General features: G+C 73.0%; 23 protein-coding genes. 18 read left to right on the forward strand and 5 right to left on the reverse strand.

Annotated elements, in window-relative coordinates:
- Window positions 1-30: 30 nt before the first annotated feature.
- Together ACFY15_RS13570 and ACFY15_RS13575 are read right to left on the reverse strand one after the other, a co-directional pair.
- Window positions 31-660, reverse strand: coding sequence for a response regulator transcription factor (locus ACFY15_RS13570; RefSeq protein ID WP_042815756.1), 630 nt, complete (start codon window positions 658-660; stop codon window positions 31-33).
- Between the two features lie 2 nt (window positions 661-662).
- Window positions 663-1,943, reverse strand: a complete 1,281-nt coding sequence (locus ACFY15_RS13575) for a sensor histidine kinase (protein WP_390689364.1) — start codon at window positions 1,941-1,943, stop codon at window positions 663-665.
- A gap of 134 nt (window positions 1,944-2,077) precedes the next feature.
- Here ACFY15_RS13575 and ACFY15_RS13580 point away from each other — a divergent pair, with 134 nt between their 5' ends.
- Window positions 2,078-3,166 (forward strand): ABC transporter permease, encoded by a 1,089-nt coding sequence (locus ACFY15_RS13580; protein ID WP_390689365.1) that lies wholly within the window; start codon window positions 2,078-2,080, stop codon window positions 3,164-3,166.
- Window positions 3,163-3,873, forward strand: a complete 711-nt coding sequence (locus tag ACFY15_RS13585; protein WP_390689366.1) for an ABC transporter ATP-binding protein — start codon at window positions 3,163-3,165, stop codon at window positions 3,871-3,873. The genes ACFY15_RS13580 and ACFY15_RS13585 overlap by 4 nt, the downstream gene beginning before the upstream one ends.
- A 105-nt stretch (window positions 3,874-3,978) precedes the next feature.
- On the opposite strand, the gene ACFY15_RS13590 is transcribed toward ACFY15_RS13585, so the two are convergent.
- Window positions 3,979-4,782, reverse strand: coding sequence for an IclR family transcriptional regulator (locus ACFY15_RS13590; protein WP_390689367.1), 804 nt, complete (start codon window positions 4,780-4,782; stop codon window positions 3,979-3,981).
- 336 nt (window positions 4,783-5,118) lie between these two features.
- Between ACFY15_RS13590 and allB the strand changes: the two genes are divergently transcribed.
- Both allB and alc read left to right on the forward strand, forming a co-directional pair.
- Window positions 5,119-6,453: an allantoinase AllB gene (gene allB / locus ACFY15_RS13595; protein ID WP_390825593.1), complete on the forward strand. Its 1,335-nt coding sequence runs from the start codon at window positions 5,119-5,121 to the stop codon at window positions 6,451-6,453.
- Between the two features lie 2 nt (window positions 6,454-6,455).
- Complete coding sequence (gene alc, locus ACFY15_RS13600) at window positions 6,456-7,583, forward strand: allantoicase (protein ID WP_390689368.1); 1,128 nt, start codon at window positions 6,456-6,458, stop codon at window positions 7,581-7,583.
- A gap of 64 nt (window positions 7,584-7,647) precedes the next feature.
- On the opposite strand, the gene ACFY15_RS13605 is transcribed toward alc, so the two are convergent.
- On the reverse strand, window positions 7,648-8,382 hold the full coding sequence (locus ACFY15_RS13605; protein WP_390689369.1) for an SDR family NAD(P)-dependent oxidoreductase: 735 nt from the start codon (window positions 8,380-8,382) through the stop codon (window positions 7,648-7,650).
- A 180-nt stretch (window positions 8,383-8,562) separates the two neighbouring features.
- On the opposite strand from ACFY15_RS13605, the gene ACFY15_RS13610 reads away from it, so the two are divergent.
- Together ACFY15_RS13610 and ACFY15_RS13615 are read left to right on the forward strand one after the other, a co-directional pair.
- A complete protein-coding gene (locus ACFY15_RS13610) occupies window positions 8,563-9,180 on the forward strand; it encodes a dihydrofolate reductase family protein (protein ID WP_390689370.1) in 618 nt (205 codons plus the stop codon).
- 152 nt (window positions 9,181-9,332) lie between these two features.
- Window positions 9,333-10,250, forward strand: coding sequence for a DMT family transporter (locus ACFY15_RS13615; protein ID WP_390825537.1), 918 nt, complete (start codon window positions 9,333-9,335; stop codon window positions 10,248-10,250).
- A gap of 196 nt (window positions 10,251-10,446) precedes the next feature.
- Here ACFY15_RS13615 and ACFY15_RS13620 read toward each other — a convergent pair whose 3' ends face one another.
- Window positions 10,447-11,451 (reverse strand): Gfo/Idh/MocA family oxidoreductase, encoded by a 1,005-nt coding sequence (locus ACFY15_RS13620; RefSeq protein WP_390689372.1) that lies wholly within the window; start codon window positions 11,449-11,451, stop codon window positions 10,447-10,449.
- Between the two features lie 143 nt (window positions 11,452-11,594).
- Here ACFY15_RS13620 and ACFY15_RS13625 point away from each other — a divergent pair, with 143 nt between their 5' ends.
- From ACFY15_RS13625 to ACFY15_RS13680, 12 genes are all read left to right on the forward strand, one after another.
- Window positions 11,595-12,605, forward strand: a complete 1,011-nt coding sequence (locus tag ACFY15_RS13625) for a sugar ABC transporter substrate-binding protein (RefSeq protein ID WP_390689373.1) — start codon at window positions 11,595-11,597, stop codon at window positions 12,603-12,605.
- Window positions 12,602-13,639, forward strand: coding sequence for an ABC transporter permease (locus tag ACFY15_RS13630; protein ID WP_390689374.1), 1,038 nt, complete (start codon window positions 12,602-12,604; stop codon window positions 13,637-13,639). The genes ACFY15_RS13625 and ACFY15_RS13630 overlap by 4 nt, the downstream gene beginning before the upstream one ends.
- The gene (locus ACFY15_RS13635) at window positions 13,636-14,484 is read left to right on the forward strand and encodes an ATP-binding cassette domain-containing protein (RefSeq protein ID WP_390689375.1); all 849 of its coding nucleotides are present in this window, start codon (window positions 13,636-13,638) and stop codon (window positions 14,482-14,484) included. Before ACFY15_RS13630 ends, ACFY15_RS13635 begins: the two co-directional genes overlap by 4 nt.
- Window positions 14,481-15,641, forward strand: coding sequence for an ROK family glucokinase (locus ACFY15_RS13640; protein ID WP_390689376.1), 1,161 nt, complete (start codon window positions 14,481-14,483; stop codon window positions 15,639-15,641). Before ACFY15_RS13635 ends, ACFY15_RS13640 begins: the two co-directional genes overlap by 4 nt.
- Window positions 15,638-16,228, forward strand: coding sequence for a hypothetical protein (locus ACFY15_RS13645; protein WP_390689377.1), 591 nt, complete (start codon window positions 15,638-15,640; stop codon window positions 16,226-16,228). The genes ACFY15_RS13640 and ACFY15_RS13645 overlap by 4 nt, the downstream gene beginning before the upstream one ends.
- A gap of 24 nt (window positions 16,229-16,252) precedes the next feature.
- Window positions 16,253-16,885, forward strand: a complete 633-nt coding sequence (locus ACFY15_RS13650; RefSeq protein ID WP_390825538.1) for an MBL fold metallo-hydrolase — start codon at window positions 16,253-16,255, stop codon at window positions 16,883-16,885.
- Window positions 16,886-16,915: 30 nt separating this feature from the next.
- Window positions 16,916-17,695 (forward strand): exodeoxyribonuclease III, encoded by a 780-nt coding sequence (locus ACFY15_RS13655; protein WP_390689379.1) that lies wholly within the window; start codon window positions 16,916-16,918, stop codon window positions 17,693-17,695.
- 63 nt (window positions 17,696-17,758) lie between these two features.
- Entirely contained in the window at window positions 17,759-18,202 is a 444-nt protein-coding gene (locus tag ACFY15_RS13660; protein ID WP_390689380.1) for a DUF6278 family protein, read from the forward strand.
- Window positions 18,203-18,328: 126 nt separating this feature from the next.
- Window positions 18,329-19,072: an amino acid ABC transporter ATP-binding protein gene (locus ACFY15_RS13665; RefSeq protein ID WP_390689381.1), complete on the forward strand. Its 744-nt coding sequence runs from the start codon at window positions 18,329-18,331 to the stop codon at window positions 19,070-19,072.
- A gap of 12 nt (window positions 19,073-19,084) precedes the next feature.
- Window positions 19,085-19,993: a glutamate ABC transporter substrate-binding protein gene (locus ACFY15_RS13670; RefSeq protein ID WP_390689382.1), complete on the forward strand. Its 909-nt coding sequence runs from the start codon at window positions 19,085-19,087 to the stop codon at window positions 19,991-19,993.
- Between the two features lie 17 nt (window positions 19,994-20,010).
- Complete coding sequence (locus ACFY15_RS13675) at window positions 20,011-20,655, forward strand: amino acid ABC transporter permease (RefSeq protein ID WP_366452929.1); 645 nt, start codon at window positions 20,011-20,013, stop codon at window positions 20,653-20,655.
- Window positions 20,652-21,530: an amino acid ABC transporter permease gene (locus ACFY15_RS13680; RefSeq protein ID WP_390689383.1), complete on the forward strand. Its 879-nt coding sequence runs from the start codon at window positions 20,652-20,654 to the stop codon at window positions 21,528-21,530. Before ACFY15_RS13675 ends, ACFY15_RS13680 begins: the two co-directional genes overlap by 4 nt.
- The last annotated feature ends 15 nt before the right edge of the window (window positions 21,531-21,545 follow it).

A 21,545-nucleotide genomic window follows, 5' to 3' on the forward strand; every position in this document is an offset into this window, starting at 1 on the left:
GATCCGCGGCGCGTGACGACCGCGTGCGGACTACGGCGTGCGGATCAGCCGGCGGGTGGCGGCCGCCGCCACCGCCGCCGTACGGGAGTCCACACCGAGCTTGGCGTACACGTGCACCAGGTGGGACTTGACCGTGGCCTGGCTGAGGAAGAGCCGCTTGGAGATCTGCTGGTTCGACAGCCCGTCCGCGACCAGCTGGAGCACCTCCAGCTCCCGCTTCGTGAGCGCCTCCGCCGGGGTCCGCATCCGGTCCATCAGCCGCAGCGCCACCGCCGGGGCGAGCGCCGACTGCCCGGCCGCGGCCGTGCGCACCGCCGCAGCCAGCTCCTCCGGCGGGGCGTCCTTGAGCAGGTACCCGGAGGCCCCCGCCTCCACCGCCGCGAGGATGTCGGCGTCCGTGTCGTAGGTGGTCAGGACGAGCACCCGGGGCCCGCCCGGCCGTGCGGTGATCGCCGCCGTGGCCGCCGAACCGTGCATCCCGGCCCCGAACTGGAGGTCCATCAGCACCACGTCCACCGGCTCGGACGCCGCCAGCTCCACGGCCCGCTCCGCCGTCGCCGCCTCCGCGACCACCGCGAAGTCCGGTTCGGTGTCCAGCACCGCGCGCAGCCCCGCGCGGACCACCGGATGGTCGTCGGCGAGCAGCAGCCGGATGGTCATCGTCAGGCCTCCAGGGGCAGCGGCAGGGTGACGGCCACGGCGGTGCCCTGGCCCGGGTCGGACTCCACGGTGAACAGGCCGCCCAGCGACTCGGCCCGCGCCCGCATCGCGGGCAGGCCGAAGCCGCCCTCGCCGGTCGGGGCCGAAGCGGGGTCGAAGCCCCGCCCGTCGTCGACGACGTCCAGTGTCACCGAGGTGTCCATGAAGGTCAGGGTGATCTCCGCCCGGTCCGCCCGGGCGTGCCGCACCACGTTGGCCAGCGCCGACTGCGCGATCCGCAGCAGGGCCACCTCGTACGGGGTGGGCAGCTCGCGCGGCGGGCCGCTCACCGAGAAGCGCACCCGCGGGCCAGGCGCCCCCGAGCACAGCCGCTCCAGCGCCCCCGCCAGCGACCCGTGCTCCAGGTCCGGAGGAGTGAGGGCCCGGACGAACCGGCGCGCCTCGGCGAGGTTTTCCTGCGCGGCCTCCCGGGCCCGGGCGATGTGCCCGAGCGCTGCCGCTGCGGGGGTCGGGGATGCGGCCGCCGGGGCTTCCGGGGTCGTCGGGACCGCCCCGGGCGCGCCGTCCGCCGGGGCCTGGCCGGGCCGGGCTGTCGCCGGGTCCTCCGAGAGCGCCCGTTCGGCGGCCCTCAGTAGCAGCTGGATCGAGGACAGGCCCTGGGCCAGGGTGTCGTGGATCTCCCGGGCCAGCCGCTCGCGCTCGGCGAGGATGCCCGCACCCCGCTCGGCCGCCGCCAGCTCGGCCCGGGTGGCGATCAGCTCCTCGATCAGCTCGCGGCGCCGCTCGCTCTCCCGGTACAGCGCCTGGTAGCCCAGGACGGTGGCCACGGCGACCGCCCCGCCCAGCAGTGGCCCGAGGAAGGCCCCCGGGGTGACGGCACCGCTGTGTGCCAGGAACCCGCCGATCGCCGCGCAGGCCGTGACCGCGACCGCCGCCAGACCCCAGCGCAGCCGCAGCAGGTGCAGCTCCAGGAAGTAGAGCGGGAAGGCCAGCCACAGCCCGTCGGGGGAGAGGACCAGCAGCGCGGCCCACACCGCGCCCATCGCGGCCAGCCACAGGGCGGCCGCGCGCGGCGACCGCCCGACCGCCGGGGCGCGCACGCCCGCCGCGTACACGGCGGCCAGGAGGGCGCAGACGGCGACGACCCACCCGGCCCGGGGCGCGGAGTCGGCGACGGCCCGGCCTGCGGCCAGCGCGAGCAGCCCGGCGAACAGGGCGTGCAGGCACAGGCGCAGGACGCGGGTGACGGGGGTCGGGGGGCGGGAGGGCGCGGCGGAAGACATCGTCCGACCAGCGTAAGCGGGTCGCGGGGGGACCCGGTCAACCGAAAGTTCGATATCGGAATGCCTCTTTCGATGCCAGGATCCCTCCCGTGGCGCGATGCCCGGGACCCCCGCGGAAGACCAAGGTGGGGGACATGTTCGTCGCATGGAGAGATCTACGGTTCGCCAAGGGCCGCTTCGCCCTCATGGGCTCGGTCGTTCTGCTGATCACGCTGTTGGTCGGCCTGCTGTCGGGGCTCACGTCCGGTCTGGCCCGGGAGAACATCTCGGCCCTCACCGGGCTGCCCGCCTCCCGGCTGGCCTTCGCCGTCCCACCGGGGGACCAGAAGGTCTCCTTCACCAATTCCCAGCTGCCCGAGAGCGCCTGGCGGACCTGGCGCGGGCGCCCCGGCGTCACGGTCGCGGAGCCGCTCGGCATCCGCACCACCAACGCACTCGCCGGGGAGCGCACCGCCGCCGTCTCCGTCTTCGGCGTCGAGCCGGCCGGCCGTCTCGCCCCCGCCGGGACGGGCCTGGGCCAGGGCAGGGTCGTCCTCGCGGAGAAGGCGGCCAAGGAGCTCGGCGGGGTCACCGCAGGGGACCGGGTCAAGGTCGGCCCGCTGGAGCTGACGGTCGCCGCCGTCTCGGGCACCGCCGCCTACAGCCACACCCCCGTCGTCTGGATGGACCTGCACGACTGGCAGCGCATCGGCAACCCCGGCGCCTCCGCGGAGACCTCCGCCACCGTCCTCGCCCTCGACGGCTCCGGGGACGTGGACTGGGCCGCCGGCGACAAGGCGGCCGGCACGCTCGGCCAGACCGTCGACGAGGCGCTGGGCGCCATAGGGTCCTACCAGGCCGAGAACGGCTCGCTCCAGCTGATGCGCGGCTTCCTCTTCGCCATCTCCGCGCTGGTCATAGGGGCCTTCTTCACGGTGTGGACGATCCAGCGCAGTGCCGACATCGCCGTCCTGAAGGCGCTGGGCGCCTCCACCCCGTACCTCCTCAAGGACGCCCTCGGCCAGGCCGTCGTGATGCTGGCCATCGGTACCGGAGCCGGCACCGCGCTCGCGTCCGGCTTCGGGGCCCTGATCAGCGGCGGCGACGTGCCCTTCGTCCTCGACGCCGCCACCGTGCTGGCCCCCGCCGCGATCATGATCGTGCTCGGCGTGCTGGGCGCGGCCCTGTCCATCCGGCGGATCACCGCCGTCGACCCGCTGACCGCCCTCGGGAGCGCACGATGACCCTCCTCCTCCACGACGTCACGCTCACCTACCCGGACGGGGACGGCCGTCTGACCGCCCTCGACGCGGTCGAGCTGGAGGTGCCGGCCGGCACCCTGACCGCCATCGTCGGGCCGTCGGGCTCCGGGAAGTCCAGCCTGCTGGCCGTCGCGGCCACCCTGGTCACCCCGGACTCCGGCCGGATCCTCGTCGCGGGCCGGGACACCGCCCGGCTCGGCGCCGCCGAGAAGGCGGCCCTGCGCCGCGAGGAGATCGGCATCGTCTTCCAGCAGCCGAACCTGCTGGCGTCGCTGACGGCCGCCGAGCAGCTCCAGGTGATGGCCCACCTCTCCGGCCGCCCCGTCCGGCAGCTGCGCCGCCGGGCCCTGGAACTGCTGGACGCGGTGGGGCTGGCCGACAAGGCCGACAAGCGCCCCCACCAGCTCTCCGGCGGGCAGCGCCAGCGGGTGAACATCGCCCGCGCCCTGATGAACGAGCCCTCCGTGCTGCTGGTCGACGAACCCACCAGCGCCCTGGACCACGAGCGCGGCGCCGCCGTCCTCGACCTGCTGGTCACCCTCACCCGCGAGCGGTCCACCGCCACCGTCCTGGTCACGCACGACCACGCCCACCTGGACCGGATGGACCGCGCGGCGACCATGACCGACGGCCGCCTCACCCACGGCGCGCGGCCCGCCGAACCCTCCGGGGCCGCCGCGGCGGCCTGAGCACGGCCGCACCCGGGCCCGCACGCGCGAGAGCCCCGGCGCCCCCCGCAGGGGGAGGGACGCCGGGGCTCTCGTCGTGCGTACGCGGCGTGTGGGCCTACGGCCCTACGCGGGGGTCTGGCTCTGCAGGGCCACCGACAGCTCGGCGGCCACCCCCTGGAGGATCGGCACGAAGGACTCGGCCACCTCCTGCGTCACCCGGCCGGCCGGACCCGAGATGGAGATCGCGGCGGCGGTCGGCGAGTTCGGCACCGACACGGCCAGGCAGCGGACCCCTATCTCCTGCTCGTTGTCGTCGACGGCGTAGCCGACCTTGCGGACCTGCTCCAGCGCCTCCAGGAAGCCCTCGGGCGTGGTGATGGTCTTCTCGGTCGCGGCCGGCATCCCGGTGCGCGCCAGCAGGGCGCGCACGTCCTCGGCCGGGGCGTGGGCGAGCAGCGCCTTGCCCACGCCGGTGGAGTGGGGCAGCACCCGGCGGCCGACCTCGGTGAACATGCGCATGGAGTGCTTGGACGGAACCTGGGCGACGTAGACGATCTCGTCCCCGTCGAGCAGGGCCATGTTGGCGGTCTCGCCGGTCTCCTCGACCAGACGGGCCAGGTAGGGGCGCGCCCAGGTGCCCAGCAGCCGCGACGCGGACTCGCCGAGCCGGATGAGCCGGGGCCCGAGGGAGTACCGTCGGTTGGGCTGCTGCCGGACGTAGCCGCAGGCGACGAGGGTGCGCATCAGGCGGTGGATTGTAGGCAGTGGCAGGCCGCTCGCGGCGGAGAGCTCGCTGAGGCCGACCTCGCCCCCGGCGTCGGCCATGCGTTCGAGCAGATCGAAGGCGCGCTCGAGGGACTGGACGCCACCGCTGGCGGCGGCGGGCTTGGCGGAAGCGTCGGTGGTGCTGGCGCTGGACGTCGGCACGGCGCGGTCCTTTCGGTGCTGGCAGGCAAGGAAGCAGCCTACCGGTCGGTCGACGTCGGCCCTAGAGCCGGGCCTCGGCCGTCCCCGCCGGTCAGAGGCGGTTTGTCCTGGTGGCGGACGTCCTCGGGAAGTTATCCGCCCGGGTGTCGGTGGTGGTAGCTACATTCTGGATAGTGAAATCCTAATTCCATCTTGTGGAAACATCCAATTGCGGCGTGAACGTGTCAGTGGTCCGTCCGGGCGCTCTTGACGGGCTCCGGATCGGGGTGAAGACTCCGTCAACAGAACGTTGAATTTCGCTCTGTGGAAGTAGATGGGGAGGTTCCGGTGGCCGACGTGGCGGTGGAACTGGTACTGCGCTCGACACGCGTCATCACCCCCGAGGGGACGCGCGCCGCCTCGGTGGCCGTGGCCGGCGGGAAGATCGCGGCCGTGCTGGCGTACGGGGCCAAGGTGCCGGCCGGAGCCCGGCTGGAGGACTTCGGCGACCACGTCCTGCTCCCCGGCCTGGTGGACACCCACGTCCACGTCAACGACCCGGGCCGCACCGAGTGGGAGGGCTTCTGGACGGCGACCCGCGCAGCCGCCGCCGGAGGCATCACCACCCTCCTCGACATGCCCCTCAACTCCCTGCCGCCCACCACCACGGTCGACAACCTCCGCGTCAAGCAGGAGGTCGCCCGGGCCAAGGCGCACGTGGACGTGGGCTTCTGGGGCGGCGCCCTGCCCGGCAACGTCAAGGACCTGCGCCCGCTGCACGACGCCGGCGTCTACGGCTTCAAGTGCTTCCTGTCGCCCTCCGGCGTCGACGAGTTCCCCCTGCTGGACCAGGAGCAGCTGGCCACCTCGCTCGCGGAGATCACCGGTTTCGGCGGCCTGCTGATCGTGCATGCCGAGGACCCGCACCACCTGGAGTCCGCCCCGCAGAACCCGGGCCCGAAGTACGCCGACTTCCTCGCCTCCCGTCCCCAGGACGCCGAGAACACCGCGATCCAGAACCTGATCGACCAGGCGAAGCGGCTGAACGCCCGCGTGCACGTCCTGCACCTGTCCTCCGCCTCCGCGCTGCCGCTGATCGCCGCGGCCAAGGCCGAGGGCGTGCGGATCACGGTCGAGTCCTGCCCGCACTTCCTCACCCTCACCGCCGAGGAAGTCCCGGACGGCGCCACCGAGTTCAAGTGCTGCCCGCCCATCCGCGAGGCCGCGAACCAGGACGTCCTGTGGGACGCGCTCGCCGACGGCACCATCGACTGCGTCGTCTCCGACCACTCGCCGTCCACCGCTGACCTGAAGACCGGCGACTTCGCCACGGCCTGGGGCGGCATCTCCTCCCTCCAGCTGGGCCTGCCGGCCATCTGGACCGAGGCCCGCAAGCGCGGCCGCACCCTCGACGAGGTCGCGCGCTGGATGTCCACCGCCCCGGCCGCGCTGGCCGGACTCGCCGCCAAGGGCGCCATCGAGGCCGGCCACGACGCCGACTTCGCCGTCCTGGCCCCCGAAGAGACCTTCACCGTGGACCCGGCCGAACTCCACCACCGCAACCAGGTCACGGCGTACGCGGGCAAGACCCTGCACGGCGTCGTGAAGTCCACCTGGCTGCGCGGCAGGCAGATCGCCGACCACGGCACCCCGACCGAGCCCACGGGCCTCCTCCTCGAAAGGCAGAACTGACAGTGGCACAGCGTTCAACTGGACCGGCCTCCTTCACCGGTAACGCGAACCCGTACGGGGGCGGCGACCCGTACGCGGACTACCGCTCCGCGGAGTTCGGGTTCACCCGGTACGCCAACCTCGCCGCGCGCGAGCTGGGCGCCGGTGTGATCGCCGCCAACGACGAGTTCTTCGCCCAGCGCGAGAACCTGCTGATCGCCGAGGCCGCGCACTTCGACCCCGAGCACTTCGGCCACAAGGGCAAGATCATGGACGGCTGGGAGACCCGCCGCCGCCGCGGCGTCTCCGCCGAGCAGCCCTGGCCGACCGCCGAGGACCACGACTTCGCCCTGATCCGCCTCGGCGCCCCCGGCGTCATCCGCGGCATCGTCGTCGACACCGCCCACTTCCGCGGCAACATGCCGCAGGCCGTGTCCATCCAGGGAGCCGCGGTCGAGGGCTCCCCGACCGCGGAGGAGCTGCTCTCCGACGACGTCAAGTGGACGACCCTCGTCGAGCGCACCCCGGTCGGCGGCCACGCGGCCAACGGCTTCGAGGTGAACGTCGAGCAGCGCTTCACACACCTGCGCCTCAACCAGCACCCGGACGGCGGCATCGCCCGCCTGCGCGTCTACGGCGAGGTCCGCCCCGACCCGAAGTGGCTGGCCGTGCTGGGCACCTTCGACGTCGTCGCCCTGGAGAACGGCGGCTCCGTCCAGGACGCCTCCGACCGCTTCTACTCCCCGCCGACCAACACCATCAACCCGGGCCGCTCCCGCAAGATGGACGACGGCTGGGAGACCGCCCGCCGCCGTGACAACGGCAACGACTGGATCCGCTACCAGCTCGTGGCCGAGTCCGAGATCCGCGCCGTCGAGATCGACACCGCCTACCTCAAGGGCAACTCGGCCGGCTGGGCCTCGCTGTCGGTCAGGACGGGCGAGGAGGGCGAGTGGACGGAGTTCCTGCCGCGCACCCGCCTGCAGCCCGACACCAACCACCGCTTCGTCCTGGACGCCCCGGCGGTCGGCACCCACGTACGGATCGACATCTTCCCGGACGGCGGCTTCTCCCGCCTGCGCCTGTTCGGTTCGCTGACGGAGGCGGGCGCGGCCGCGCACGCCGCCCGCCACCAGGAGCTGGGCGGCTGAGTCCGTTCCGCCCGCCGACCGTCCCGGGGGCCGACACCCCCGGGGCCCGTCGGCGTGTGCGCCTCTAGGCGGCGTGCCCGCCGTCCACGGAGAACTCCGCGCCCGTGACGTACCGGGAGTCCGGACCGGCGAGGAAGGAGACCATCGCGGCCACCTCGTCCGCGGCGGCGAAGCGGCCCAGCGCGGTCAGCGCGCGCTGACCGTCCGCGTACGGGCCGTCGGCCGGGTTCATGTCGGTGTCCGTCGGGCCGGGGTGGACCAGGTTGGCGGTGATCCCGCGCCCGCCGAGCTCCCGTGCGAGGGCCTTCGTCAGCCCGGTCAGGGCCGCCTTGCTCGTCGCGTACAGGGTCCCGCCCGGGCCCGGCACCCGCTGGGTCATGCAGCTGCCGACGCTGATGATCCGCCCGCCGGGGCCCAGGTGCGCGCCCGCGGCCCGGGCCGTGAGGAAGGCTCCCCGGACGTTGACCGCGAGGACCCGGTCCACGTCCGCGAGGGTGAGTGTCTCCACCGGGCCCAGCACTCCGACGCCGGCGCTGTTGACCAGCACGTCGAGCCGGCCGAAGGCGCGTACGACCTCCTCCACCGCCTCCTGCGGGCCCTCGGCGGAGCCCGCGTCGGCGCGTACCGCCAGGCCCCGGCGCCCGAGCGCCTCGATCCCGCCGACGACCCCGGCCGCCGCCGCGGCCCCGTCGACGTAGGTCACCGCGACGTCGAAGCCGTCCTCGGCCAGCCGCAGCGCGGTGGCGGCCCCGATCCCCCGGCTGCCGCCCGTCACCAGGGCCACCGTGTTGCCGTTCATGTCCGTTCCCTCCGAGAGCTGTTTGGTTGCGAGTTCAATCAAATCGCGAGGGGGCCGGTGGCGCTGGCGGGAATCCGACCTCGCGTTCACGCGCGCCGCACCGACGAGTTCCGGGGCGGGCGCGAGTCTGAACGGGTGCAGGGAAACGGACGCACATCGCACGGCAAGGAGCGCGGAGCCATGGGAAAGCTGACCCTCACCACCTTCCTGACCCTCGACGGGGTGATGCAGGCCCCCGGCGGGCCCGAGGAGGACACCAGCGGCGGGTTCGCCTACGGCGGCTGGCTCGTCCCCTTCGCCGACCAGGGCATGGGGGAGTTCGTGACCGGGCTCTTCGGCCGGGCCGGGGCCTTCCTGCTGGGCCGGCGCACGTACGAGATCTTCGCCTCGTACTGGCCGCACCACGACGACCCCGCCGACCCGGTCGCGGGCGGGCTCAACCGGCTGCCCAAGTACGTCGCCTCCACCACCCTCAAGGAGCCCGCCTGGGGCCCGGCCACGGTCCTGGACGGCGAACACCTCCAGGCGGAGATCGTCCGGGCCAAGGACGCGACCGAGGGGGAGTTCCAGGTGCACGGCAGCGGGCAGCTGGCGCAGTGGCTGCTCGCCCGGGACCTCGTCGAGGAGCTGAACCTGCTGGTCTTCCCGGTCTTCCTGGGCGCGGGCCGCCGCCTGTTCCCCACTGGAGGCCTGCCCACGGCCTTCGAGCTGCTCTCCTCGCGCACCACCGAGCGCGGCACGGCCATCCAGACCTACCGCCCGACGGGCCGGGCCACCTTCGGCTCCTTCGCCGACTGAGCGGCCGTGCCGGGGCGGAGGCCGCCTCGGCACGGCGGGCGCGGCGGCGGCCGGCGCACGCTCGACCGGCAAGATCGACTCGGTTACCGTGGGCCCGCACCCGTGCGAGCCGCCGACGTCTCCACCCCCTCCCCGCCGTCGGAGCCGCCCCGGTGTCCAGCCTCGCCGCCCCCGCCCCCGCCCTCGCCCCCCGCCGGGCCCGGCTCGGGGACCTGCCCGTCCTCCTCGTCGCCGTCGTCTGGGGCGGCAGCTACCTCGCGGCCAAGGGCATCACCGCCGCCGACACCGTCGTCGCGGTCCTCGTCCTGCGCTTCGCCCTCGTCCTGCCCGTCCTCGTCCTCGCCGGACGGCGGCGGCTGCGGGCGCTGAGCGCCGCCCAGCTGCGCGGCGCCGGGCTGCTGGGCCTGGTCCTCGGCGGGATCTTCCTGCTGGAGACCTACGGGGTGGTGCACACCTCGGCCACCAACGCCGGGCTGATCATCAGCCTGACCATGATCTTCACCCCGCTCGCCGAGTCCGCCGTACGGCGCACGGCCCCCTCGGGGTCCTTCCTCGCGGCCGCCGCCGTCTCCGTCGCCGGGGTCGTCCTGCTCACCCAGGGCGCCGGCTTCACCGCCCCGGGCGCCGGCGACCTGCTGATCCTCGGCGCGGCCCTCGCCCGCACCCTGCACGTCCTGCTGATGGCCCGGACCGAGGCGGTCCGGGGCGCCGACTCCCTCTCGCTCACCACCGTCCAACTCGGCGGCGCGGTCCTGGTCTTCGCCCTGCTGGCCGCCCTGCCCGGCACCGGCGGCAGTCCGTGGGCCACCGCCCTCGCGTTCGGCCCCGCGCAGTGGGCGGGCCTCGCCTTCCTCTCCGTGTTCTGCACGCTCTTCGCCTTCTTCGTACAGATGTGGGCCGTACGCCGCTCCTCGCCCTCCCGGGTCAGCCTGCTGCTCGGCACCGAACCGCTGTGGGCGGCGGCCGCCGGTATCGCCCTCGGCGGCGAACACCTCGGCCCGGCCGGGCTCGCGGGCGCGGCGCTCGTCCTCGGCGGCACCGCCTGGGGCCGCCGCGCCATGGCCGGATGACCTCGGCCGAGCGGCCGGAATCCGCCGGTTCCGGCGCCCGGCCCGGCATTAGTCTGACTGCATGCCCCGACCGGACGCCAGCGCGAGCGACACGGACCCCGCGGCGGACCCCCGCGGCGCCCGGCCGCCGGCGCGCCGGTAGCCGCCGCCCGTGCCCCTTCCCCCGTCCGCCGCGCCGCGCGGCCCCCGCCGGGCCTCACAGGTCCGCGAGCTCCTCCAGGCGCACCGGGCGCCGCTCCCGGCGCGAGAGCTCGCACGCCTCCGCGACCCGGAACGCCGCCAGTGCCTCCCGGCCGTCGCAGGGGTTGGCCCCCTCGCCGCGCACCAGCCGGACGAAGGCCGCCAGCTCGGCCTCGTAGGCGGGGGCGAACCGCTCCAGGAAGCCGGTCCACGGCTTGCTCGCCGGGGGCGGCCCGTGCGGCTCCGTCGAGGCGATCGGGGTCCGGTCGTCCAGCCCGCAGGAGACCTGGTCCAGCTCCCCGGCGAGCTCCATCCGCACGTCGTACCCGGCGCCGTTGCAGCGCGTGCCGGTGCTGGTGACCAGGGTGCCGTCGTCCAGGGTGAGGACGGCCGCCGCCGTGTCGACGTCGCCGGCCGCGCGGAACAGGGCCGGCCCCGCGTCCGAACCGGTCGCGTAGACCTCGGTGACCTCCCGCCCGGTCACCCAGCGCGCCATGTCGAAGTCGTGCACCAGGCAGTCCCGGTACAGGCCCCCGGAGGCGGCGAGGTAGGCGGCGGGCGGCGGCGCCGGGTCGGCCGTCATCGTGCGGACGGTGTGCAGCCGCCCCAGGGCGCCCGAGCGGACCAGCTCCCGCGCGGTCCGGTACCCGGCGTCGAAGCGGCGCATGAAGCCCACCTGGAGCAGCCCCCCGACGGCGCCCACCTCGCGCAGCACCGCCAGGGTCCGCGCCAGGTCCGGGGCCAGCGGTTTTTCGCAGAACACCGGCAGCCCGCCGCGCGCGGCCCGTACCACGAGACCGGCGTGCCCCTCGGTGGAGCAGGCCACGACCAGCGCGTCCACGCCCCAGGTGAAGACCTGGTCGACGGAGGGGGCGGCGGTGGCGCCCAGCCGGTCCGCGAGCCGCGCGGCCCGCCCCGGCTCGGCGTCGGCCAGCAGCAGCGAGCCGGCGTCCCGGTGGCGCGCCAGCGCGGCCGCGTGGAAGGACCCGATCCGGCCCGTTCCGATGAGCCCGATGCGCATGCACTCAACGTGACCCCGTACAGGGGACCTGTCAATCCGCCCGCCCCCGCCCCGATGACCCCGCAGGGTCCACTGTGGCGGATACTGGGCGGCTGACACCGGAAATGACCGATTCATGACGGACGAGGGAAGGGCACGGGGACGTGGCTAGGGTTCGGACAGGGGTACGCGTCGTCGGCGCCGTGCTCGCGGCGGTACTGGGGGCCTCCCTCGCGGGCTGCAGCAGCACGGGTGGCAAGCGTGCCGAGGAACGGGCGAAGGCCGCGGAGGCGGGCCGCCCCGCCGTGTCCACACCGCGCTGGACCTTCGCGATGGTCACGCACGCGGGCGACGGGGACACCTTCTGGGACATCGTGCAGAAGGGCGCCAAGGAGGCGGCCGCCAAGGACAACATCAACTTCGTCTACTCGCACGACGACCAGGCGCAGCAGCAGGCCCAGTTCGTCCAGAACGCCATCGACCAGAAGGTCGACGGGATCATCGTCAGCCTCGCCAAGCCCGATGCCCTCAAGGACGTCGTCGGCAAGGCCGTGAAGGCGGGCATCCCCGTGATCACGGTCAACTCCGGCTCCGCCCAGTCCGCCGAGTACGGGGCCCTGGCCCACATCGGCCAGGACGAGGAGATCGCCGGCGAGGCCGTCGGCACCGAGATGACCAGGCGGGGCCTGAAGAAGGCCGTCTGCGTCCTGCACGAACAGGGCAACGTCGGCCACGAGCAGCGCTGCGCCGGGGCGAAGAAGACCTTCGGCGGCAGCATGGAGAACCTCTACGTCGAGGGCACCAACATGCCCTCCGTCCAGGCCTCCGTCCAGGCCAAGCTCCAGGCGGACCCCACCGTCGACGGCATCCTCACCCTGGGCGCCCCCTTCGCCCCCACCGCCGTCAAGGCGAAGGAGGCCGCGGGCAGCAAGGCCGAGGTGGACACCTTCGACCTCAACGCGTCCGTCGCCCGCGACCTGAAGTCCGGCGCCCTGGGCTTCGCCGTGGACCAGCAGCCCTACCTCCAGGGGTACGAGGCCGTGGACCTGCTGTGGCTGCACCGCTACAACGCGGACGTGCTCGGCGGCGGCCGCCCGGTGCTGACCGGTCCGCAGATCGTCACCGCCGCGGAGGCCGCCGCACTGGAGTCGTACATCAAGCGGGGCACCCGATGAGCGCCGCCGCCCCGCCCGCCGACGAGCGGCTCGCGCCCGTCTCGCACCTGCGCAGGCTGCTGGCCCGCCCCGAGCTGGGCGCGGTCGTCGGCGCCGCCGCCGTCTTCGTCTTCTTCTCCTTCGCCGCGGACAGCTTCCTGCAGGCCTCCAGCCTCAGCACGGTCCTCTACTCGGCCTCCACCATCGGGATCATGGCCGTCCCGGTCGCCCTGCTGATGATCGGCGGCGAGTTCGACCTCTCCGCCGGCGTCATGGTGACCACCTCGGCGCTGGTCGCCTCGATGTTCAGCTACCAGATGACCGCCAACGTATGGGTCGGCGTCGGCGTCTCCCTGCTGGTCACCCTGGGCATCGGCTTCTTCAACGGGTTCCTGCTGACCCGCACCGGGCTGCCCAGCTTCATCATCACGCTCGGCACCTTCCTCATGCTGACCGGCCTGAACCTCGGCTTCACCAAGCTGATCAGCGGAACCGTCTCCACCAAGTCCATAGCCGACATGGAGGGCTTCCCCTCGGCCCGGGCGCTCTTCGCCTCCCAGTGGAACGTCGGCTCGGTCACCCTCAAGGTCACCATCCTGTGGTGGCTGGCCCTGGTCGCCGTCGCCACCTGGATCCTGCTGCGCACCCGCGCCGGCAACTGGATCTTCGCCGTGGGCGGCGGCGCCGACGCGGCCCGTGCCACCGGCGTCCCGGTCGTCAAGACCCGCATCGGCCTCTACATGGGCGTCGCGCTGTGCGCCTGGATCTCCGGGCAGCACATCCTCTTCTCCTTCGACGTCGTCCAGTCCGGAGAGGGCGTCGGCAACGAGTTCCTCTACATCATCGCGGCCGTCATCGGCGGCTGCCTGATGACCGGCGGCTACGGCTCGGCGATCGGCGCGGCCGTCGGCGCGTTCATCTTCGGCATGGCCAGCAACGGCATCGTCTACGCCCAGTGGAACCCGGACTGGTTCAAGTTCTTCCTCGGGGCCATGCTGCTGCTCGCCACGCTGCTCAACGCGTGGGTCCGCAAGCGGGCGGAGGCACGGGCATGAGCGCGCCCCTGGTGAAGCTGACCGGCGTCAGCAAGTACTACGGAAACATCCGCGCCCTCCAGGACGTCTCCCTGGAGGTCTCGGCCGGCGAGATCACCTGCGTCCTGGGCGACAACGGCGCCGGCAAGTCCACCCTCATCAAGATCATCGCAGGGCTGCACCGGCACGACGCCGGCACCTTCGAGATCGAGGGCGTCCCGACCGAGCTGGCCAACCCGCGCGCGGCCCTCGACCGCGGCATCGCCACCGTCTACCAGGACCTCGCCGTCGTCCCCCTGATGCCGGTCTGGCGGAACTTCTTCCTGGGCTCCGAGCCCACCCGCGGACGCGGCCCGCTGCGCCGCCTCGACGTGGCCCTCATGCGCGAGACCACCCGTACCGAGCTGCTGCGCATGGGCATCGACCTGCGCGACGTGGACCAGCCGATCGGCACCCTGTCCGGCGGCGAGCGCCAGTGCGTGGCCATCGCCCGCGCCGTCTACTTCGGCGCCAAGGTCCTCGTCCTGGACGAGCCCACCGCCGCCCTCGGCGTCAAGCAGTCCGGCGTGGTCCTCAAGTACGTCGCCGCCGCCCGCGACGCCGGACTCGGCGTGGTCCTCATCACCCACAACCCGCACCACGCCCACCTGGTCGGCGACCGTTTCGTCCTCCTCAAGCGCGGCGCCATGGCGGGCAGCCACACCCGCGACTCGATCTCCCTCGACGAGCTCACCCGGCAGATGGCCGGGGGCTCCGAGCTGGAGGAGCTGAGCCACGAACTGCAGCGGGTGGCAGAATCAGGACGGGACACCCCGTCCGGGACCGCCCCCGCCACCGCCTCCGACAGGGACGACACGACTCGATGAGCACCTACCGGGACTTCTCGCTCGCCCACCGCGGGTCGGCGCGAGGCACCGTCCTGCGGACCATCGGGACCCGTGAGCGCCGGTCGCACCTGACCGCCCCCCGCGTCCCGACCGTGGGCATCGACATCGGCGGCACCAAGGTGATGGCCGGCGTCGTCGACGCCGACGGGAACATCCTGGAGAGGATCCGCACCGAGACCCCGGACAAGTCCAAGAGCCCCAAGGTCGTCGAGGACACCATCGTCGAGCTGGTCCTCGACCTCTCCGACCGGCACGACGTGCACGCGGTGGGCATCGGAGCGGCCGGCTGGGTCGACGCCGACCGGTCCCGCGTGCTGTTCGCCCCCCACCTCGCCTGGCGGGACGAGCCGCTGCGCGACGCCCTCCAGGGGCGCCTCGCGGTCCCCGTCATGGTGGACAACGACGCCAACACGGCCGCCTGGGCCGAGTGGCGCTTCGGCGCCGGCCGCGGCGAGGACCACCTCGTCATGATCACGCTCGGCACCGGCATCGGCGGGGCCATCCTGGAGGGCGGCCAGGTCAAGCGGGGCCGCTACGGGGTGGCCGGCGAGTTCGGCCACATGCAGGTCGTCCCCGGCGGACACCGCTGCCCCTGCGGCAACCGCGGCTGCTGGGAGCAGTACAGCTCCGGCAACGCCCTGGTGCGCGAGGCCCGCGAGCTGGCCGCCGCCGACTCCCCGGTCGCCCACAACATCATCGCCAGGGTCGGCGGCAACGTCCACGAGATCACCGGGCCCCTCATCACCGAGCTGGCCCGCGAGGGCGACGCCATGTGCGTCGAGCTCCTCCAGGACATCGGCCAGTGGCTCGGCGTCGGCATCGCCAACCTCGCCGCCGCCCTCGACCCCTCCTGCTTCGTCATCGGCGGCGGGGTCAGCGCCGCCGACGACCTCCTCATCGGCCCCGCCCGGGACGCCTTCCGGCGCCACCTCACCGGCCGCGGCTACCGCCCCGAGGCCCGCATCGCCAAGGCCGAGCTGGGCCCCGAGGCGGGCATGGTCGGCGCCGCCGACCTCGCCCGGCTCGTCGCCCGCCGCTTCCGGCGCGCCACGCGCAGGCGCGTCGAGCGGTACGAGCGCTACGCGCAGTCCGGGCGCCGCGCCGGCGCCGCCCCCGAGGAGCAGGAACAGCAGTGACACCGCCCACCTTGCCCCGCCAGGCCTCCTCCCCCGAGGCGGGCGGCGGCCGGCCCCCCACCGCCGAGGAGCGGCGCAGCACCGTACGCCGCCGCTGGGTCACGGCGCTCATCATCCTGCTCCTCGTCGGCGTCCCGGCCGGCTACCTCTTCATCTCGGCCCAGCAGAGCCGCGAGAGCGGCAGGGACAAGGCCGCCCGGGTCGGCGCCGTCAAGGTGCGCCCGGACTGGCCCTCCAAGGTGCAGCGCAGCATCTACGAGGTGCCGATCCCGCTGATGGCCTCGTCCGTGGGCTACCTGGAGACCAACAACTGGCACACCAGCCGGCTGTACGTCCAGTTCCAGGTCACCCCGCAGCAGCTGGACACCTTCCTCGCCGACGTCGGCACCAGCCGCGCGGCGCTGACCCCCGGGGTCTCGATCTCCGAGCGCGACGCCCACGTCGCGGGCTGGAGCTGGAGCCCCCGGCACCAGTGGTCCGGCGTCACCCTGGAGGCCCGGGACCCGCGCCCCACCCGGGACGTCACCGTCGACTTCGCCAACCCCCGGGCCCCCCGCGTCTACGTCGTCTCCACCACCGTTCCCTAGGAGGTCCGGCATAGGGTGGGGATCATGAAGCTCACCAAACGGCTGCACTCCTGCGTCCAGTTGGAGAAGGACGGGCACACGCTCGTCATCGACCCGGGCGTCTTCAGCGAACCGGACGCGGGCCTCGGGGCGGACGCCCTGCTGGTCACCCACGAGCATCCCGACCACTTCGACGAGGGCCGGCTGCGCGCCGCCCTGGAGGCCAACCCGGCCGCCGCCCTGTGGACCCTGCGCAGCGTCGCCGAGCGGATGGCCGCCGCCTACCCGGGCCGGGTGCACACCGTCGGCCACGGCGACACCTTCACCGCCGCCGGGTTCGAGGTCCAGGTCCACGGCGAGCTGCACGCCGTGATCCACCCGGACCTCCCCCGCGTCACCAACGTGGGCTACCTCGTCGACGGCTCCCTCTTCCACCCCGGCGACGCGCTCACCGTGCCGGACGCCCCCGTCGACACCCTGATGCTCCCGGTGCACGCCCCCTGGAACAAGATCTCCGAAGTGGTCGACTACGTCCGCGAGGTCAAGCCGCGCCGGGCGATCGACATCCACGACGCCTACCTCGCCGACCTCGCCCGGCCGATCTACGACGGGGCCCTGGACAACCTCGGCGGAGCCCCCCACAGCCGGCTCGGGGCGGGCGAGAGCGCCACCCTCTGACTGTCGGCGCCGGGCGGTAGGTTGGTGGACATGCGTATCGCCACGTTCAACGTCAACTCGATCACCGCCCGGCTGCCCCGCCTGCTGGCCTGGCTGGAGGCCTCCGGCACCGACGTGCTCTGCGTCCAGGAGACCAAGTGCTCGGCCGAGCAGTTTCCCGCCGACGCGCTGCGCGAGCTGGGCTACGAGTCGGCCGTCAACGCCACCGGCCGGTGGAACGGCGTGGCCCTGCTCTCCCGCGTGGGGCTGGAGGACGTCGTCGTCGGGCTCCCCGGCGGCCCGGACTACGAGGGCGTCCAGGAGCCCCGCGCCGTCTCCGCCACCTGCGGCGGCGTGCGCGTCTGGTCGGTGTACGTGCCCAACGGCCGCGAGGTCGAGCACGACCACTACGGCTACAAGCTGGACTGGTTCCGCGCCCTGACCGCCGCGGTCGCCGAGGACGCGGCCGGCCCGCGCCCCTTCGCGGTCCTCGGCGACTACAACGTGGCCCCCACCGACGAGGACGTCTACGACCCGGCCGTCTTCGAGGGGCTGACCCACGTCACCCCCGCCGAGCGGGCCGCCCTGGAGGCGCTGCGCGGCGCCGGCCTCTCCGACGTGGTGCCGCGCCCCCTGAAGTACGACCGCCCGTACACGTACTGGGACTACCGCCAGCTCTGCTTCCCCAAGAACAAGGGCATGCGCATCGACCTGGTGTACGGCAACGAGCCCTTCGCGAAGGCGGTCAAGGACGCCTACGTCGACCGCGAGGAGCGCAAGGGCAAGGGCGCCTCCGACCACGCGCCGGTCGTGGTCGACCTCGATCTGTAGAAGGCCGCGGGACCGGGGCGCGCCCTGTGGCCGGCCGGGGATCCTGGTGCCAGGCTGGTCGGTATGCGCATCCCCTTCCTGGCCAACTGGCTGCACCGGGACGAGACGGAACGGGGGGCCGCGGGAGTCGCCGTCGCCCTCGCGGACGATCCCGAGGGCATCGCCGAGCTGTTCTCGGAGTGCGAGCTGCTGCGCGACCACGCGAGGGCCGCGGGTCTGGAACTCGACCGGACCCCGGCCTCGTTGGAGGCGCTCGACCAGCTGATGCCCCGCTGGCGGCGCGACCCCGAGGCGGTCCCCTGGCTGGGCACCGACGCGGGCTTCTACCTGGGGACCGTGATCGTCCGGACCGTCCCGGGGACCGGCTGGCAGGTGTGGCCCAACGGCCGGCCCGTGCTCCGGCTGGCGTCGGGGCGGGAGCTCGACGTGGTCGGGTCGGGGGTGTCCTGGGCGATGACCGGTTCCCCCGAGCTCAGCCAGGCCTACGCCGAGGCCTCCGAAGGATGACCGGACCGGCCCGCCGACAGCCTCATGTGCTTTATGTACCTTTCGGGCGTGTCGAGGTGAAGTGCCCTTCGACGGCTGGATAGTTTGCGCTGACCTCGACACACCCACAAAGGGGCAGGGCAGCGTATGGCCGTCGAACCGTTGATCGAGCTGCGGGGCGTCAACAAGCACTACGGGAATCTGCACGTCCTCCAGGACATCGACCTCACCGTCGGCCGCGGCGAGGTCGTGGTGGTCATCGGCCCCTCCGGCTCCGGCAAGTCCACCCTCTGCCGGACCATCAACCGCCTGGAGACCATCGGCTCCGGCGAGATCCTCCTGGACGGCCGCCCGCTGCCCGCCGAGGGCAAGGAGCTGGCGCGGCTGCGCGCCGAGGTCGGCATGGTCTTCCAGTCCTTCAACCTCTTCGCGCACAAGACCGTCCTCGCCAACGTCTCCCTCGCCCAGATCAAGGTCAGGAAGCGCGGGAAGGAGGAGGCCGACAAGCGCTCCCGGGAGCTCCTGGACCGGGTCGGTCTGGCGAGCCAGGCCGACAAGCTCCCCGCCCAGCTCTCCGGCGGACAGCAGCAGCGCGTGGCCATCGCCCGCGCCCTGGCCATGAACCCCAAGGCCCTGCTCTTCGACGAGCCCACCTCCGCCCTCGACCCCGAGATGATCAACGAGGTCCTGGAGGTGATGCAGCAGCTCGCCGCCGAGGGCATGACGATGGTCGTGGTCACGCACGAGATGGGCTTCGCCCGCTCCGCCGCGAACCGCGTCGTCTTCATGGCCGACGGCAGGATCGTCGAGGACCGGACCCCGGAGGAGTTCTTCTCCGCCCCCGAGAGCGAGCGGGCCCGGGACTTCCTCTCCAAGATCCTCAAGCACTGAGGGGCGGCCCCGATGAAGCACGTCCTGCGCACGCTCGCCCTGGTCCTCGCCCTGCTCGCGGCCGTCTGCGGCTGCGGCAGGAGCGGCAGCCCCCCGGTCAAGGGGCCGCAGCCCGAGGACCTGCCCGTCTACCGGGTGGATACCGGATTCCAGCTGCCCGCGTCGCCCACCTGGGAGAGGGCGAGGAAGCGCGGCCACCTGGTGGTCGGGGCCAAGGAGGACCAGCCGTACATGGGGTCGAAGGACCCCGCCACCGGCACCTACTCCGGCTTCGACATCGAGATCGCCAGGATGATCTCCGCCTCGCTCGGCTTCGACCCCAAGACGATCGAGTTCAAGACGATCTCCTCCGCCAACCGCGAGACCGCCCTCCAGAACGGACAGATCGACTACTACGTGGGCACCTACACCATCAACGACAAGCGCAAGAAGCAGGTCGGCTTCGCCGGGCCCTACTTCATGGCCGGCCAGTCCCTGCTGGTCCGCCGGGGCGAGAAGGACATCAAGGGCCCCGAGGACCTCGCCGGCAAACGGGTCTGCTCGGCCGCCGGCTCCACCCCGTACCAGCGCCTCCAGAGCGACCACCCCGAGGCCGTGCTCGTCGCCTACGACACCTACGCGGTCTGCGTGGACAACCTGCTGACCTACCAGGTCGACGCGGTCTCCACCGACGACTCGATCCTCCTCGGCTATGCCGCCAAGGCCCCCGAGGAACTCGAGGTCGTCGGCCGGCCCTTCTCCAAGGAGCCGTACGGCGTCGGCGTCCCGCGCTCCGACACCGCCCTGCGCCTCGCCATCGACGACGCCCTGGCCGCGCACGAGGCGAACGGCGACTGGAAGAAGGCCTACGAGGCCACCCTCGGCCTCTCCGGCCGGCCGGCCCCCCGACCGCCCGCCATCGACCGCTACCCCGCGGGCTGAGGGGAGAGCGCACCACCATGGACGTACTCACCGAGAACTTCGCGCTCTACGGCAAGGGCTTCCTCGGCACCGTCGAGCTCACGGTCTACTCCTCCCTCCTCGCCCTGGTGCTGGGCTTCCTGATGGCCGCCTTCCGCGTCGCGCCCGTCGGATCCTTCCGGGTCTTCGGCACGGTCTGGGTGAACGTGCTGCGCAACACCCCGCTCACCCTGCTCTTCTTCGCCGTGCTGCTGGGGCTGCCGCGCTTTGGGCTGGTCCTGCCCTTCCAGGTCTTCGCCGTCCTCACCCTCGGCTGCTACACCTCGGCCTTCATCTGCGAGGTGCTGCGCTCGGGCATCAACACCGTGCCCAAGGGGCAGGGGGAGGCCGCCCGCAGCCTGGGGATGGACTTCCGGCAGACCCTGGGCACGGTCGTGCTGCCGCAGGCCTTCCGTTCCGTCATCCCGCCCATCGGCTCGACGCTGATCGCCCTCGCCAAGAACTCGGCCATCGCCGGGGCCTTCAGCGTCACCGAGCTGCTGGGCACCTACAAGCCGCTCAACGAGATGGGCTACAACATCGTCTGGACCTTCGTCTGGATCGCCGTGGGCTACCTGATCATCACCCTGTCCATCAGCGCGCTCTTCCACGTGCTGGAGAAGCGCTACGGAGTCGTCCGATGACCGCGCACACGCTGCACGGGGACCAGGAGTCCACCGCCCTCTACGACCTGCCGGGCCCGAAGACCCTGCACCGCCACTTCGTCTACGGGATCGTCTCGACGGTGGTGATCCTCGGCCTGCTCGCCTGGATCCTCTACCTGCTCTTCGACACCCACCAGTTCACCGCGGCCAAGTGGAGCCCCTTCACCTACAAGGGCATCCAGGAACTGCTGGTCCGCGGCCTGGGCAACACCCTCAGGGCCTTCCTGTACGCCTCGGTGCTCTCGCTGGCGCTCGGCGCGGTGCTGGCCGCCGGCCGGCTCTCGGTGCACCGGGCCGCGCGCTGGCCGGCGACGCTCTGCGTGGAGTTCTTCCGGGCCATGCCGGTGCTGGTGATGATCTTCTTCATCTTCGTCGCGCTGAAGGTGCAGCCGCTGCCCGCGCTGGTGGCGGGGCTGACCCTGTACAACGGCTCGGTGCTGGCCGAGGTCTTCCGCACCGGGATCGACTCGGTGGAGCGGGGGCAGCGCGAGGCGGCGTACGCGCTCGGCATGCGCAAGACGCAGGTGATGGTCTTCGTCCTGGCCCCACAGGCGGTCCGGGCGATGCTGCCCACGATCATCAGCCAGCTCGTGGTGGCCCTGAAGGACACCTCGCTCGGCTACCTGATCACCTACGAGGAGTTCCTCCACGCGGGCAAGCTGATCGCCTCGAACCTCGACTACGGCCTGCCGTTCATCCCCGTCGTGATGATCATCTCGCCGATCTACATCGGGATGTGCATGCTGCTGTCCTGGTTCGCCACCTGGGTGGCCCGGCGGGAGCGGCGCAGCCTCAAGACCAGGGCCGTCGTGGTCGCTCCCGCCGAACCGGGCACCGTGCTGCCGGGACGGTAGCCGCCGGGGCCCGCC

The organism is Streptomyces sp. NPDC001373 (assembly GCF_042895815.1).
Lineage (GTDB): Bacteria > Actinomycetota > Actinomycetes > Streptomycetales > Streptomycetaceae > Streptomyces.

Bases quoted from the DNA above. Each gene is read 5' to 3' on its own strand.
- ACFY15_RS13570 (WP_042815756.1), bottom strand. From the start codon at position 660: ATGACCATCCGGCTGCTGCTCGCCGACGACCATCCGGTGGTCCGCGCG.
- ACFY15_RS13575 (WP_390689364.1), bottom strand. From the start codon at position 1,943: ATGTCTTCCGCCGCGCCCTCCCGCCCCCCGACCCCCGTCACCCGCGTC.
- ACFY15_RS13580 (WP_390689365.1), top strand. From the start codon at position 2,078: ATGTTCGTCGCATGGAGAGATCTACGGTTCGCCAAGGGCCGCTTCGCC.
- ACFY15_RS13585 (WP_390689366.1), top strand. From the start codon at position 3,163: ATGACCCTCCTCCTCCACGACGTCACGCTCACCTACCCGGACGGGGAC.
- ACFY15_RS13605 (WP_390689369.1), bottom strand. From the start codon at position 8,382: ATGAACGGCAACACGGTGGCCCTGGTGACGGGCGGCAGCCGGGGGATC.
- ACFY15_RS13610 (WP_390689370.1), top strand. From the start codon at position 8,563: ATGGGAAAGCTGACCCTCACCACCTTCCTGACCCTCGACGGGGTGATG.
- ACFY15_RS13620 (WP_390689372.1), bottom strand. From the start codon at position 11,451: ATGCGCATCGGGCTCATCGGAACGGGCCGGATCGGGTCCTTCCACGCG.
- ACFY15_RS13630 (WP_390689374.1), top strand. From the start codon at position 12,602: ATGAGCGCCGCCGCCCCGCCCGCCGACGAGCGGCTCGCGCCCGTCTCG.
- ACFY15_RS13635 (WP_390689375.1), top strand. From the start codon at position 13,636: ATGAGCGCGCCCCTGGTGAAGCTGACCGGCGTCAGCAAGTACTACGGA.
- ACFY15_RS13640 (WP_390689376.1), top strand. From the start codon at position 14,481: ATGAGCACCTACCGGGACTTCTCGCTCGCCCACCGCGGGTCGGCGCGA.
- ACFY15_RS13650 (WP_390825538.1), top strand. From the start codon at position 16,253: ATGAAGCTCACCAAACGGCTGCACTCCTGCGTCCAGTTGGAGAAGGAC.
- ACFY15_RS13655 (WP_390689379.1), top strand. From the start codon at position 16,916: ATGCGTATCGCCACGTTCAACGTCAACTCGATCACCGCCCGGCTGCCC.
- ACFY15_RS13660 (WP_390689380.1), top strand. From the start codon at position 17,759: ATGCGCATCCCCTTCCTGGCCAACTGGCTGCACCGGGACGAGACGGAA.
- ACFY15_RS13665 (WP_390689381.1), top strand. From the start codon at position 18,329: ATGGCCGTCGAACCGTTGATCGAGCTGCGGGGCGTCAACAAGCACTAC.
- ACFY15_RS13670 (WP_390689382.1), top strand. From the start codon at position 19,085: ATGAAGCACGTCCTGCGCACGCTCGCCCTGGTCCTCGCCCTGCTCGCG.
- ACFY15_RS13675 (WP_366452929.1), top strand. From the start codon at position 20,011: ATGGACGTACTCACCGAGAACTTCGCGCTCTACGGCAAGGGCTTCCTC.
- ACFY15_RS13680 (WP_390689383.1), top strand. From the start codon at position 20,652: ATGACCGCGCACACGCTGCACGGGGACCAGGAGTCCACCGCCCTCTAC.